Raw genomic sequence first — 13605 nt, forward strand, 5'->3', positions numbered from 1 at the left:
TGAAGGATTCCTGATAGTGACGGCGGCTGCCGACAAAGGACTGGTAGATATTCACGACAGGCGGCCACTGGTACTGTCACCAGATGCTGCTCGCGAATGGATGAAGCAGGACGTTGGAGGGAAAGAAGCTGCGGAAATTGCGGCCGATGGTTCCGTGCCGGCTGAGAAATTTATATGGCACGCCGTGACGCGTGCCGTTGGTAATGTGAAAAATCAGGGGGCTGAGTTAATACAACCGATATGACTGCATGCAGTCCATTCCATCAAAGGTTCCTATACTGGTTTGCCAGGCCACTCGATATCTGGCGCCGCCGATGTATTAACAGATTCAAGCTCATCAAGATAATCAAGCCACAAATTGTATTGCGCTAATTCATCCCCTTTCAGCCGACCAATAGCTGCTTTCCCTGGCCATTGTTTACTGTTCATGAAGCTGTTTGCTTCAGCTATGCGTGACACCTTTTCATTTTCAGCAACTGCAATCTGCTGCTCACGAGTGAGTGGTGGCGTTGTAACCCAGGCAGGATAACCATTTTCATCGGATCCCATCATTTTTCCTGATGGTGCAGTGCCGGTGTATGTTGCGAATACCGACTCATCAACATCCACCCCATCAACAGGCCAGTCACCTGTAGCCTCATAAGAATTTTTCAGAGCTATTGGATAGAAAGCATTACTGGTGGCGCTATATACATATTTCATTATTAAATTCCCACAGCTATCCATGAAATGTTTGTCGCTGTTCGGTTAAATACTGAGTTCGCAGCAACTAACCATGCTGAAAGATTAAAGCCTGCTTTATCGATGACCTGGCAACCTGCAATATTTGCTGCATTGGCATCCGTTCCAGCCCCTGTCACCCCATAACATTGTGTTGGGAATGGGATGGGAAAGTTAACAATGATCGCACCGCTGGCACCGGAAGTCTGATAGCCATACTGGATAATTTTACCAGATGGAAATTTCATCCAACCCGGACCAGCAGCAAACGAGGCCATGTCTGGTATTTGATTGGTTCCTGTTCCAACATCACGCTGGGCAGCAGATTTCAGACCAAGGTATTGGAGAACCGCAGCAATATCAGTTTTGCCGATGATGTCCCGTCCTACCGATGTCAGGTCTGTCAGTTCCGCTGTGTCAGCACCGTTGAAGTACGGGAGTTTATTGGCTGCACCAACAAGACCAGCAAGAGCTGTTAATGTGGCATCGAGTGGTTGCGAAGTCTTATTGATTGCAGAAAGTAGCTTTGTAACCAGACCCGCCACGTTACCATCATCAAGCACATCACTGCCGCTCTTGTCGCAAATAAACTGGGCCAGAGCAGAAGCAATAAATGTCGCCTGACGAATCGCTTTATTCACTTCTTTAGAGTTGGCCTTTCCGGAAGAAAATCCCGTAGACAGAGCCGCCAGCGCGAGGTATTCAGCTTGAGTTAATACATTCGCTCCGCCAGCGGCGGCAAAAGGTTTAATATCATTAGTTGGCATTGTTAACTCCAGTAGCCATTATCAAATCCGGCAATAGCCGTATCCTGAATATCAAATCCGAACAGTGGGTGTGCGGGATCGATAACATCAAGACTTTTAACCCTGACGCCTGCTGCCTTCACTGTTAATTCACCAGCTTCAATTACTTCAATTAACTCTGCCGATGTGTTGGCAATACCGTTTAATGCAATTGCGTTAATGCTTATCGACATATCCATATTGTCGATTATTTGCATCTCAATTCCAGTTCCTTCAAATACTCGTTCAAGCAAGTCTTCAAGATCACCAACTGTTCCATCCCACTGGTTAATCGCTATCTGCGCTTTTAATACCAATCGATAAACATCATCGCTTAGCACAGTAAATCCTGAATCGGGGTCATACGGACCCTGCCAATTCCCCTGGTCCCATCCCAGCCCATCCGTATCCCACGAGAAATAGACATTGGAAATTGGCGTGGTTACTCTCCTATCCCTCCCAACCCACAACCCAACAATATCCAATTGCTCACCCTGCGCTGAGTCCAGATCGAACTTACGAAGCATGTCTGCAGTTACGCCAGAGATGTCAGTGAAAGGTCGGGTTATCAGGTCAATGTGTTGCAGGAAGAGTGGTTTAGTGACATGGTAGTTCGTTATCAGTTCAGTGTATTTACTCATGGCGTTGGTGTTATTTTAATGTTGGCAATATTAGAATGCGCAGCCTCATTAAATAAAATGTCTATATTTGAAGCGGCAACCGTTGCTGCACTCTTACCGATTTTCAGCGAGTTAATATCATAATATTTACTGTCACCACCGCTCATTACACCAAGATTGGCAGGTGAATAAATACGACTTAACAGCACATCATCACCAATACGCAGTGAATTAATATATTTTGAAATCTCTGCTTTCATCTCCTCGGCAACTTGTGATGTATAGCCAGGGTAAGTTGCGATGACTATTTCGATAAACGCTTCAACTACCACTGGGCGAGAAAACTTAATCGCCTTTGGCTCTCCATATTTGCCAACAAGATTCACTGTAGTGGTGCCGAAGGTCGATGTGCCCTGATCCTTTTTCTTCGAAATTGCCGTGGCGATAGTTGTCGCATCTCCGCCATCAACAATGCAGCTGATCGAGTGCGCTGGCAGACCATTGGCATCCGCGGTATCAGAGTCGTTCTCGTAAATACGCACGCGTATTACACCGGGAATATCCAGTAGCGTACCGTCTAACCCATCAATGGTAGTAATTGATGGAAGTGCAGTACTTCGTGATTGTCGCTGACGCAACTGCGCGTCACTTTCACCGGGAGAGCCGACTGTTGCCGCTAATGGATTTGTTACGGTTTTCCACCCTCTGGTTGGCGTAGCAATCTGAGTGATGGTGTTAGCCATTGCTGCGACCGGACCGGGCGTTCTGCATGTAGCGGTAACTGTGATCGTACCTGACACAGGAATATTCACGTCAACAGGTAAGTCCCATAATGCCCCGTTAGCATCTCTAACAGTACCGGCTGGAATTGGTGTTCCAATATCGCCCGCAATTATTACATCCGTGGTTGAATTCGTCGCAACCTTACGGGTAATTCCGTTAATTTTAACGTTGCTACCAAGCGCCCTGCCTATCCCTGTAGCGGGTGAATAGGAGTTATATACCGCAATAGCCGTGTTATTAGCATCGTGAATCCCGAGTGCATACAGCGCTACCATTTGCCCGTCTTTACTGTCCGGATCGAGATAAGAATCGCTGCCGTAGATCTCCTTAAAGTATTCAGTGAGTTTGTCCAGGATAGTCTGATAATCAGGCGCACTGATCCCCTGGGCCGTTACCGTTGCCGATAACCCCAGCGTCTCGAGATTCAAAGCCATTTATGCCTCGCTGGTTACTGTGGTTTGTCCGTAAATGGTGTTTATGGTGGACGTGAACGTTACTCGGCGAGTCGCTCCGCTATTGACTGTGTCAAACGACAGAATGGACAACACGCCGGGGGTTGAACTGATGCGGTCTCTTATTGCCAGGTTGTAAACTTCTGGCCTCTGCTTTCCAAGAGCCGACTGGATATAGGGAGTACCTTCCGCCGTATCGAGGAACCACTGGCCCTTCCAGAGCTCAAATCGAGTTTTAACCGCCTGGGCTACGCACTCCGGCGAGTTAGCCAGGAAAGTTCCATCGCCCTGCCCGAAGGTATAATCACCGTCGCTATCTTCGCGTCTGTATCGCATCAGCTCACCTTTCCTGATTGTCCGGTTCCTGGCTGAACGCTGTCATGGGTGTGGCTATCATCAATGGTTTTGTTGTTCGATTTCAGTGAACCGAAGAACTCAATGGCTCCAGTAATTTTCGCTGCTGTTCCGCTAGCTAGGCTACCGACCATGCCACCCATCCACGTTAACAGCCCGGTGATCGTCACCTTCGCCGAGAAGGTGGACTCAGGGGAAATCACATCGAAACCGCCTGGCGCGACCAGCTTGATTTTCTTCGTGTCCGGGTTAATTTCGAAGTAGGTGCTGCCGTCATCACTGCGGAACTGCGCTGCAGTGGTGCTGATACCGCTGATTTTCTTTGCCTGCGACTGCGGGCCGACGATGGCGAAGGCATCACTCAGGTCATGCTGGCGTGGGTCCACCGCCTCCTGTACGCCACCGTTCTGCCACCAGAAGTCGATGCAGCGATCAGAGAAAATAAGCAGGCACTCGTCGCCAGGCTTTACCGGGAATGTCAGCGTGACACCACCGCCGCGAGGGAAGATAACCGGGACATCCACCAATTGGGGGTAATCACTGGTGCTGGTTGTTCCGTCATTATTTGTCTGCATACAGCGTATTCCAAGCTGCACGACAGCAGTTACCGTGTCGGGGTCAAACGACTGAATGATGCCAGGCATCGCAACCTTGATTTGGTCTTTGGTTATATCTCGCTCTGACGCTAACATTGCGGAAATATCACCGCTTCGAGTCTCGTTAGTTACTGCCATTTTATAAGCTCCAGAAAGCAAAAAACCGCCAATAGGCGGTTTCATTAATTTGGGGATTTTTAAGCTACTGATGGGCTAACTAATCGAACACTTTCAGCAATATTTTCTGCTTCTGCAATCACAATTTCCGCATATTTTTCATTAATATTTTTGCTTAGTTCATAATCTGCATCGCAGCGATACTTATGATACATCTTCAATTTAACGCCTAACTTACGAACTTCCATTTCATTTGTAGAAGATATTAGCTTTGAACATTCCGTCATATATTGAGCAAGGCGCGAGTGTGTTCCACCTTTAAAAGTGCCATTAAGGGGATGAGATCTTGGTACAGGACCGCTAAGGTTTAAACAAGCATGGTACATAGCGTAATAGCCTCGGCTGACAGCAGTCCTAACCCCAATTTCGCCCTGATCGTCAGAAATATTTCTCTTGGCAACTTTTATAAATTCACAAAATTCAATAGACACATTAATCACCTGGAGTAAATAGAACTATAGATTCGGCATCAAACAAGTTATTTTCAACTATTTTTGAAGCTAACTCATCATTTAACTTTATGATTAAATCAGATGATGCACGTGAAACATCATAGTTAAATGATAGCATTCCGTCAGGGGCTACGTATTGCCCACAATTTCTGGCCTTAACGCAATTATTCTCTAACACCTGCATTGCCAAGCTAGCCATTTCAGATAGTTTACTTCTCTCAAGCGTGGGCATTTTACCCAGAGTGTCGTATATAACCTCAGCCCCCATAAAATCACCTTTTTGCTTATCGCTTAGTTCAATATCACCCAGGCTCTTAAACAGGTCTTTAACTCGATACATCTCTTCATAGTCGGCCCAAAATGATGATGTAATGAAATCAAAAATCATCAACGACGGGAGAAGCACTCCAGCGCCACGTTTTAAAATTTCACGCTGTTTGGCGTACAACCCTTTTTGGCCTATAGCAACTGCATAATTTATCCAAATAGCTGATTCAGATGAATTAATCGATAAGGCACGTTCGCATAATTCAGAGCCTTTCTCAATATCCCCAAGAACAATCCACCCCATACCCTGAATGGTAAGAGACTCATCTTCTACGGGGATTTTTTTTGCGTCTCTAATTATACTAAAAACTTCAAACTCACCCAAAAGATTCATCCCTTGCTCAAGCGATGGGAATAGTCTTTCGAACAGCTTATCTGTGATGGGTTCCGGCGAGGCTGATGACATGTCAAAATTCTCCATTTCGGGAAATCCTAACTTACTACCTTAAGTTCATCAACCTGGTCGGATGTCCACTAATCAGTCATCTACCTTATTACACGGGAACGAACCAATCACCTTTGGTGCATCCATGCCGTTCTGCAGCAGTTGGACGTTAAGAAATCGCTTCTCTGTTCCAGGATAGCGAATGTACTCAAAGCCGTAGTTGTTGCCATCACGAGCAGGCATAAGACCCATGCTGATTTTGATTCCATCAGCCCCCAGGTTAGTGATTTTCTGCGAGGTGACACGTTCCCCATTTATCACATCCATTTCCCCTACTTTGGCTGAAATGGTATACGGTCCGCAGTATGCCGTGTAGCCGCTGGCGTATGCCCAAAAAGACATAAACGCTGCAATCATAACGATCGGTACTCTCAAATTTATCCCCTATTGATTGAGTCCTGAGTACGTAAATCCGCCGCGCCACGAGCCTCACACATCATGTCCATATACCACGCCTGTCCTCTCGTATCGCCAATGTACATAATGCCACGCACGATATAGACGCCATCCGTAGCGATGCTGGCAGGCTGCGCGGTGGTGCCGTTTAGCGAGATATTGCCGTCGGTAGTCTGATCGGTTATCCGTCCTCCAGACATCGCAATAGCGTCACTGCTAAGCTGAGTACGATACACCGATTTCTGGTCAAGCTGAATGAGGCCGTTCACCCTGATATTAGGGTTAATCAGGCAGCGTACGTTAACGCCATTGCCGATGGTTTGCTGAGGCATACCGACGAGGCCGGTATTGCTGTTCAGCACGATAGCATCGTGAACAATCTCATCGTCCGTCACCATCTCGCGCTTGCCATCAACAAACATCCAGGTGGCATTGCATTGACTGGCCACGTTATCCATGAGATTGCGGGTCAACCCATGAAACACCCTGCCACGAGGAAATACGGTAGGTGGCATATCGGGAGTTCTGCCTTGTGTCGCACCTGATATCGAGAAATCCTTCATTAGCAGCTTGTTGGCGTCGGCAACTGTCCAGCCAGCAGCCAGGGTCTGGCTGGTTATGCTGGTTATGAATGCCTTATCTGTATCGCCAGCCTGAATAAGCACATACGAGTCAACAGGGTTGTCTTTCCCGGTCATTGAGTAACGAATGTCACCAGTGAAAATGGCTCCGTAGTTTTCCCCACCAGTCTGACCAATATCGCTTTCATTGATGTTTTTAACGACACCAACCCGGCTGGCATCTACGGTTGGAGCAATACCGTCATATCCGGCGATCAAACGAACTCTACTGAACTCATTACCTACAATCAGGTTCGCCGTGTGGGCGGAAAGATTGTAAATTTTGATACTCCCAACACGTGTAGTGGTGCTGAGATTAAACCACTCAATATTAAAATTAACCTTGAAGTTAGACAGTGAGATCCCCTGCCCGTTTTGGTCGAGAAGCTGAAGCTCAAAGTGGCGCATCCAGTTGATAGACATCACTACTCCTGCACAAAAATAAGATGGCTGAAGGACCCGAGGTTCATTTCCGTCGGATACTCTGGTGCTTCATTATCGGTCACGACAACCAGTGCGCCTGGCATACCTAACTCAGGGTACTGTTCCAGCAGATCTACTCCAGTAACCAACGGAACCCCAACCAGAATGGCATTTCCTGCATTATCACTCACATCCATAATCCACCCGGCAATATCTCGCCAGACGATGCGTAGCGAATAATTCACCCCGCCAAGAGATACCTGAAAATACTGGTTATCTGGCGTAAGTGGGATTTCATATCCTTGCATATCACCCCCCAAGTAAAGCTGTGGCACCATTTTTTAACTGTGTGAGAAATGACTGATTTACTGGCGTTGTTGCCTTAACACCGGAATTTTGAACAGCAGATGTATTCACCCCCATCTGCATGTTTTTCTTATCGGTCACACTAATCTGCGTGGTGGCGCTGAGGATTACTTCGCGCAGCGTCAGCGTGCAATTAAGCACATTCTCGCTGGTTCTGTCGGTTGTCACTTCTATGGCACGGATCAGCATGTTGTTATAGGTGCGTTTGCCAGTAACCACATCAATAAGCTCACGCCGCGCCTGGGTATCCAGCAATTCCTGGTAAATCTCCTTAGGACTTCTGCCAATGCCCAGACCAATACCGGAGATATCCACCAGATCCAGCAGAGAGCCACCGCCAGAAAATCCACATTCCATCGTAACTTCACTGGCACGTTTGTAGGCGTGGTCATTTACAGCCGCACCTATCTCAACGGGGTGTTCCGTTATCTCCAGAGAATCGCTGTGCTTCTCAGAAACTACAACATCAGGAATTACCACTCCGACCCTGCGTGACTGCAGCCTGAGCAGCGCTGATAAAATATCCATTATCCTGCCCTCACCTGGTTTAAACGCATCATCGCAGCGTTAGAGCTTTCCTGACGATTTCCAACCTCAGTACCAAGCTCCTGGGCATTCCCGCCGTAGATGTTATAAGTATTCTGCTGCTGAATCTGAGCAGGAGGCTGAGAGATAGGGCCCCCAGCAGCCATGTTTACCAACTCACCTGGATAAGGGTTCCTGCCATTTTCATGATGGATAATTCCATTCATCAGAGATGACATCACTTGTGGGTCTTTCAAGTTGAGCACTGCATCAGGCGCTACGCCGAGTGACTTAGACAATTGCGCGATGTATGCACCAGTATTATTTTCATTGCCTGGCGCCCATGTCGAAATGATGTCATTAAGCGTCTGCAATGGCCTCCCGGTAGTTTTCCCTTCAAAGTATCGCATTAGTTGGTTAGACATGGCCTTTAACCCGTCATATGCCGTAGCGAATCTCGCAAACCTCCCACCAGGTCTTTCAATTGACGCACCTGCCTGTCCGCGATAATCAAGGTTTCCAGGATTGTTGTTGCGTATTCCACGCGGAGTTGTTGGTTGATCTGATTCGTCACTGAAGAAGCTGGTAACTTTATCCCACGCACCTTTGGCAAGTTCCGTAACTCCCTGCGATACCGGGCTTTGCGTAAAGGTAATAGCAGCCTCTTTTAACGAGCTGAAAGCGCCTGAGAAGTCACCCTGAATAATCTTCTTGATGGCATCAACCATCGAGCCAAGCACATTCATTGCGTTCCTGGCGCTTTCGATGATCTGGTCGAAAAGCCATTTCCCGCTGAATTTAGACGTGTCGATATTCAGGAATTTAAGAAGTTGCTCGCCAGCATCCAGTATCGCGCCGCCAAGGTCCTTGGCTTTGCCGTAAACAACCAGAATACTCTCGCCAAGGTCGCCAAATGCTTTCATGGCATAATCAATGGCAGGCTTCCACTTGTCCCAGTCTATAAGGCTCTCACCACCTTCCTTCCACGTTTTGAAGTCGTCATACAGGAGCAATACCGCTGCGGCAAGCGCTGTTACAGCCGTGATGACCATTCCAATTGGAGACATGGCAAAAATGGCATTTAGCGTGCGCCAGGCCGTTCCAATTGCACCGAGCATAGAAATGATTTGCTGTCCGCCCGGGTCGAGTTTTTCAAACCACGCAATCACTTCTCCTATGGCCTGTCCGGTTCGCCATAATACGCGACCAATGGTATCCCCTGCCCAAAGAATGCCTTTCACCACCCTGGTCGTGATATCCTCAATTCTCGGGAAGTTATCGAGGATGCGCCGTCGCAGACTGTCGATAGAACCAGCCAGCCCACCCGCAAGGTTTGCTCCTATTTTATCCCGCATAATGCCAAACAGAGACGTCAGCCCGCGCATTGACGTCATGAATTTGTTTGACTGTGCAGCCGCTTTGTCAGCGTTAAAGCCGGTTTTCTGGAGCATCGACTGGTAGTCGGAAGAAAAACCGTTTATCCCACGGCGCATCGCCATCAGGGTGTTTTCGTCGATGCCCAGCATCTGCGCGTACTGGTTTGCCCGGTAATACGGCATATTGCTGAGGCGCTGACCAACGCCGGTGAAGATGGATGACATGTCACGCATTTGCCCGGACGCATCCCGCGTCTGCACACCAAGGCGATTCAGGAACCCTTCCGCGCCAGGATTGCTGCGCATGAATCGCGCCAGGCTCTCCAGTGAGTTCTGGGCAGCCTCAGCACTGGACCCGGTTTGTGATGCGGCGTAGCCAAGAGCCTTGATACCGTTTACCGAAGCACCGGTCCGCTGCGAGGCCCAGTACAGTTTGTCTAGGCCGTTGGCGATCGAGGTCGTAAAACCAACAATCGCCAGCGCCGTGGATTCCACCGCTGCACCCAGCTTAACGACGTTCGCCGCTACACCCTTGAGCGTGGCTTCAAACTTCGCCTGGCCAGCGCCGTCGATATCGAACCCCAGAGAGACCAGGTAATCACGGATAGTATCAGCCATTGTTCTGGGCTCTCCATTTGGCTACACGCACGTCGTTATCGTCACGCATATCAAGATAATCGTTAAGCAGCGCAATACGGCACAGGTCAACTGCGCCGTTATCGAGGTCTTTCTGATCGAGGTTGAAGGCGAGCGCCGGGCGAAGGATGTAATCCTCACCGCCCGGCAAGGTGTTGAAGGTTATTCCACTGGCAGGGTATTCGTCTCGCCGGTAGGAAGTCCTTGCAAAAAATTTCCCAGAGAATCCGCGACCACCCGCGCCACCAACTGCAGCATTACAAAAAGGTCGATATCATCGAATGCCATGGTCCCCTGCTGGCATACTGGAACCCATGCGTTCAGGTGTTTACGTGCAACCACCTGCAGGCAAGGGAACAGGATCGCATCCACATCAGCATCGCTTAGGCCGGAAACAGCGTCAGCAATCTTCGGCACTATGCTCTCCAGCGCTCCTTCGGTGTCTTTAGCACTGAGCTTTGACTGGATATTATGGAAGTCCGAGACCAGACCTGCCAGCACCGGCAATAGCTTGCGGGATACTTTCAATTGCTCGAACACGCTCAGCTTAGCGATACGGTACTGCTCATACTTGATGGTGATTTCCATGGATTAATACTCCCCCAGGAACGGGTCGATTTTGATGCAGTCGAATACCCAGGCCACTGTCCCGCCTTCTTTGGCGTTCTGCCAGTCAGGGTGTTTCTGGAATGCCCCACCGCGCGCTGTCATGATGTCGCCGGAGGCCGTATTGCGAAATACGAATACGTTGTTGCCCCAAAGCGCAGAAGACACGCTTTGCGCGTTATACGCCAGAGACAGCTTTTTATTTACAGGAGATGTTTTCAACAAATTGACGGTAACTGTTCCCGCCTTGCCAGCGTGCAGAGAGTGCATACCTTCACCATCTGCCCCAATCGTCATGGTGTTTTTATTTTCCACCATGGCGACGGTGATACCTTCTTCGGAGTTGGCGGAACCAGAGCCAAGATCAATCACCCCGGTTGGGCCAGTCATTGACCCCGTGATATCCAGAAAAGAATAAGTGCTCATTCAAGGTCTCCTTAGCGCACCACATCGATTAATACGTCAGCGAAGTGGATAGCACCCGCCAGTTTGGTTGCCACCTGGATCACCGGAGCTTTTCGCGCTTCACGGTCTGCCTGAGCTTGCGCATTGAGCGAGTTAGCGAAGACGTAATAGCCTTTGGTCAGCATATCTCCTGCCGTCAATTGCCCGACGTTACCACCGTTCCAGATACCTGGAGCCACCAGGCCATTATTCGCCCCCTGGTCCATCGATTGCTCAATGTTGGTTACCAGGCGCGTCACACCGGCTTCAGTCTGTGGAATTTTGGTGGTGGAGGTGTAAAGCAGGTTCCAGAGGTTGTTCTGGACGTAGTTCTGCAGCCAGTCGAGTCCGTGACGTTCGTCGAAGAAGTCGCCGTTGGACATCACCCCTTCCTGGATGATTGCTGTGTCGTTGGCATAACGCACGAACACGTTGCAGTTTTTGGCCTTCAGCGTATCAGCCTGTTGCGCGGTGACTGTCTCGGCAGTGATGCCCGGCTCCTGCTTGAACTTCAGGGTAATGGTGGTGTTATTGCCCAGGAAGTTGACAGTGAACGCACGCCCGAATGCAGAAGCTGCTGCATACGGCACCTGGCTGTACTGACAGAACGTGCGCCCGTAGCCAGCAGCTTTCAATTTGCTGGCTATGTCAGTTGCATCCGTAGAACTAATAACTTTAGCATCGGCAGTAGTCACACCATATATACGGGAGTCGCTTGCGGAGCCAATGAGAGCAGAAACATCAAGATGATCCTGATCTGTCATACTCGTGTCAGCAATGACAAGGCCGTACCAGTCAGCAGAGTATCCCAAAGCAGTCGCCACAGAAGGAACCGCAGAACCAGCCTGAGCATCAGTTCCACTTACCGCTGTCGGATTACTTGCCGCATTAATTCCCATTAATGGAGCCAGATCCGTTCCTGCACCAGCTGCCGAAGGGATGCCAACGATTGATGCTGCACCGGTTGTTGGCGAAGTAATCAGGAAGTGTGCGGTAACAGCATTCCAGGTCACAACAGCGCCGGCCAGTTTGGTGCTGATGGCCGTTGCCACTTCTGCCAACGTGGTCACCGCAGACAGGTCGACAGCACTGATATTTTTTGCAGTGCCATCAATGGTGATATTCAGTGCGCCATCGGTGACAGCGCTGAAGTTTTCAATACGCTGCTCGGTGGCATTGAGTTGAGCGCCGGTGAGGGTTCCAGCTGTAGCAGGTACAGGTGTTTTGCTCATTTTACCAATGTACAAATCCCGCGGTTGCGGTGATTGCTGGAAGTAAAGATTTGCTGCCTTGTATTCTTCTGAGGTGGTACCGAAGTCGGTAGCAACACTTTCGATATCCTGATACAGGCGCATAACCTCTGGCGCGGTGATAACGTTCGAGGTGCCGAGGATAAGCAACGCTCCAAAATTTCGCCCGGTCGCTGCGCGTACTGCGAGCGAAACCTGCACGCGGACGACACGTGATACAGATAAGCCGTTAGGCATGATTATTCTCCGAAAAATTTAACTGGAGCAGAGAGGATCGATTTGATGCCGTACTCACGTACCGTCTTGCGGCGAAGTGTCACAGACAGGTCGTAGCGGCGTTGCCACTGGTTGTTAATCAGTTCAGGTGCCGGGATGATGCGACCAACCTCACCAAGAGTCAGGCCGACCCGGTTCAGTTCCGCATTGTTCTGCGAGACGAAAAGGCCGCTGCGGAACGTTTTGGCGTAAGACTGGCCTCCGGGTCCGTAGAAGCAGCAGAGCACCACCAGCGTCTCGTATTGCCATTGATAATCGGTGTCATCATCTTTTGTGACAGATGCAGGGTTAGCGGCATCCTGAAAGTCGGAGATGTTGAAGCCGCACCAGTTGGTACCAAGTTCTGGGATCGCCGGTTGGGGGTCGGTAAATCGAGGCCTGGCCATCTCATCAGGCAGCCCTGAAACACCGCGTATCCAGCGACTGAGCTCACGCTCCAGCGCCTGGTCATACTGCGGCACCAGGCTGGTAGGCGTCAGGTAACCGGGTTGTGTCGTGTCATTCAACTGGTGTACCTCCGTTGAATTCCACCAGCTCGCAGTGGGCCTGAACGAACCCGGCGCCGTAGGACGTGTACGGATCCACAAACGTAACGCGGTAATGTCGCCCGTTGTAGAGCACCACATCAGCATCCAGACCAGACCTGCCCTGCGTCAGCCTGAACTGTGTCACAACAAGGATCGCCCCGCCGATAGACTGCCCGGCGGCCATGCGTTTGGCTTCCAGTGATCGGTCAACCGTTACTACCCCGTTGAACGGGATATCCTGGCTAACATTCGTGGTAAAGCCATCAGCGTCGACCGTCTGCGCATTGCGGGTGCATACCAGCGTGTAGTCGCAGAAGTCTGGGTCGAGCAGCACGTCAGTCACATCGAGAAAAGGCATTATTTTTTACCTCTCACAACGTAGGTGATTGAGCGCAGGAGATAGCCATGGGCATAGAGTGGCTTGTCGCCTGGCAATCCCTGCGCCCGGC

20 protein-coding genes and 1 pseudogene are annotated in these 13605 nt (G+C 49.8%); 1 reads left to right on the forward strand and 20 read right to left on the reverse strand.

Annotated elements, in window-relative coordinates:
* A partial coding sequence (locus FDW94_RS07150; RefSeq protein WP_170974224.1) for an SOS response-associated peptidase family protein occupies nt 1-244 on the forward strand: 244 nt, incomplete at its 5' end.
* 29 nt (nt 245-273) lie between these two features.
* Here FDW94_RS07150 and FDW94_RS07155 read toward each other — a convergent pair.
* The 20 genes and pseudogenes from FDW94_RS07155 to FDW94_RS23945 form a co-directional block, all read right to left on the reverse strand.
* The gene (locus FDW94_RS07155) at nt 274-702 is read right to left on the reverse strand and encodes a tail fiber assembly protein (protein ID WP_137377356.1); all 429 of its coding nucleotides are present in this window, start codon (nt 700-702) and stop codon (nt 274-276) included.
* 2 nt (nt 703-704) lie between these two features.
* Entirely contained in the window at nt 705-1487 is a 783-nt protein-coding gene (locus FDW94_RS07160) for a phage tail protein (RefSeq protein ID WP_137377357.1), read from the reverse strand.
* Between the two features lie 2 nt (nt 1488-1489).
* Nucleotides 1490-2146, reverse strand: a complete 657-nt coding sequence (locus FDW94_RS07165; RefSeq protein ID WP_135322183.1) for a DUF2612 domain-containing protein — start codon at nt 2144-2146, stop codon at nt 1490-1492.
* On the reverse strand, nt 2143-3342 hold the full coding sequence (locus FDW94_RS07170; RefSeq protein ID WP_137377358.1) for a baseplate J/gp47 family protein: 1200 nt from the start codon (nt 3340-3342) through the stop codon (nt 2143-2145). The genes FDW94_RS07165 and FDW94_RS07170 overlap by 4 nt, the downstream gene beginning before the upstream one ends.
* Entirely contained in the window at nt 3343-3696 is a 354-nt protein-coding gene (locus tag FDW94_RS07175; protein WP_137377359.1) for a hypothetical protein, read from the reverse strand.
* The gene (locus FDW94_RS07180) at nt 3696-4448 is read right to left on the reverse strand and encodes a Gp138 family membrane-puncturing spike protein (protein WP_137377360.1); all 753 of its coding nucleotides are present in this window, start codon (nt 4446-4448) and stop codon (nt 3696-3698) included. Before FDW94_RS07180 ends, FDW94_RS07175 begins: the two co-directional genes overlap by 1 nt.
* A 59-nt stretch (nt 4449-4507) precedes the next feature.
* Nucleotides 4508-4918: a hypothetical protein gene (locus FDW94_RS07185; RefSeq protein WP_137377361.1), complete on the reverse strand. Its 411-nt coding sequence runs from the start codon at nt 4916-4918 to the stop codon at nt 4508-4510.
* A gap of 1 nt (nt 4919) precedes the next feature.
* Nucleotides 4920-5687 carry a hypothetical protein gene (locus FDW94_RS07190; RefSeq protein WP_137377362.1) on the reverse strand — a complete coding sequence of 256 codons (768 nt, stop codon included), beginning with the start codon at nt 5685-5687 and terminating at the stop codon, nt 4920-4922.
* 57 nt (nt 5688-5744) lie between these two features.
* Nucleotides 5745-6086 (reverse strand): hypothetical protein, encoded by a 342-nt coding sequence (locus FDW94_RS07195; protein ID WP_249358339.1) that lies wholly within the window; start codon nt 6084-6086, stop codon nt 5745-5747.
* Nucleotides 6087-6088: 2 nt separating this feature from the next.
* Complete coding sequence (locus FDW94_RS07200; protein ID WP_137377364.1) at nt 6089-7150, reverse strand: hypothetical protein; 1062 nt, start codon at nt 7148-7150, stop codon at nt 6089-6091.
* A 2-nt stretch (nt 7151-7152) separates the two neighbouring features.
* Nucleotides 7153-7458, reverse strand: coding sequence for a hypothetical protein (locus tag FDW94_RS07205; protein ID WP_137377365.1), 306 nt, complete (start codon nt 7456-7458; stop codon nt 7153-7155).
* Between the two features lies 1 nt (nt 7459).
* Complete coding sequence (locus tag FDW94_RS07210) at nt 7460-8044, reverse strand: phage baseplate protein (protein ID WP_137377366.1); 585 nt, start codon at nt 8042-8044, stop codon at nt 7460-7462.
* Nucleotides 8044-10035, reverse strand: a complete 1992-nt coding sequence (locus tag FDW94_RS07215; RefSeq protein ID WP_137377367.1) for a lytic transglycosylase — start codon at nt 10033-10035, stop codon at nt 8044-8046. The genes FDW94_RS07210 and FDW94_RS07215 overlap by 1 nt, the downstream gene beginning before the upstream one ends.
* Entirely contained in the window at nt 10028-10183 is a 156-nt protein-coding gene (locus FDW94_RS07220) for a lytic transglycosylase (RefSeq protein WP_137377396.1), read from the reverse strand. Before FDW94_RS07220 ends, FDW94_RS07215 begins: the two co-directional genes overlap by 8 nt.
* Nucleotides 10184-10215: 32 nt before the next feature.
* Nucleotides 10216-10641 (reverse strand): phage tail assembly chaperone, encoded by a 426-nt coding sequence (locus FDW94_RS07225; RefSeq protein ID WP_137377368.1) that lies wholly within the window; start codon nt 10639-10641, stop codon nt 10216-10218.
* Between the two features lie 3 nt (nt 10642-10644).
* On the reverse strand, nt 10645-11085 hold the full coding sequence (locus tag FDW94_RS07230) for a phage protein (protein WP_060683657.1): 441 nt from the start codon (nt 11083-11085) through the stop codon (nt 10645-10647).
* 11 nt (nt 11086-11096) lie between these two features.
* Entirely contained in the window at nt 11097-12590 is a 1494-nt protein-coding gene (locus FDW94_RS07235; RefSeq protein ID WP_137377369.1) for a DUF3383 domain-containing protein, read from the reverse strand.
* Nucleotides 12591-12592: 2 nt separating this feature from the next.
* Complete coding sequence (locus tag FDW94_RS07240) at nt 12593-13135, reverse strand: hypothetical protein (RefSeq protein ID WP_137377370.1); 543 nt, start codon at nt 13133-13135, stop codon at nt 12593-12595.
* A complete protein-coding gene (locus tag FDW94_RS07245; RefSeq protein ID WP_137377371.1) occupies nt 13128-13514 on the reverse strand; it encodes a head-tail adaptor in 387 nt (128 codons plus the stop codon). The genes FDW94_RS07240 and FDW94_RS07245 overlap by 8 nt, the downstream gene beginning before the upstream one ends.
* A pseudogene (locus tag FDW94_RS23945) lies at nt 13514-13605 on the reverse strand (hypothetical protein); the annotation flags it as partial. The gene FDW94_RS07245 and the pseudogene FDW94_RS23945, both read right to left, overlap by 1 nt.

The organism is Citrobacter sp. wls757 (assembly GCF_005280935.1).
GTDB lineage: Bacteria > Pseudomonadota > Gammaproteobacteria > Enterobacterales > Enterobacteriaceae > Citrobacter > Citrobacter portucalensis.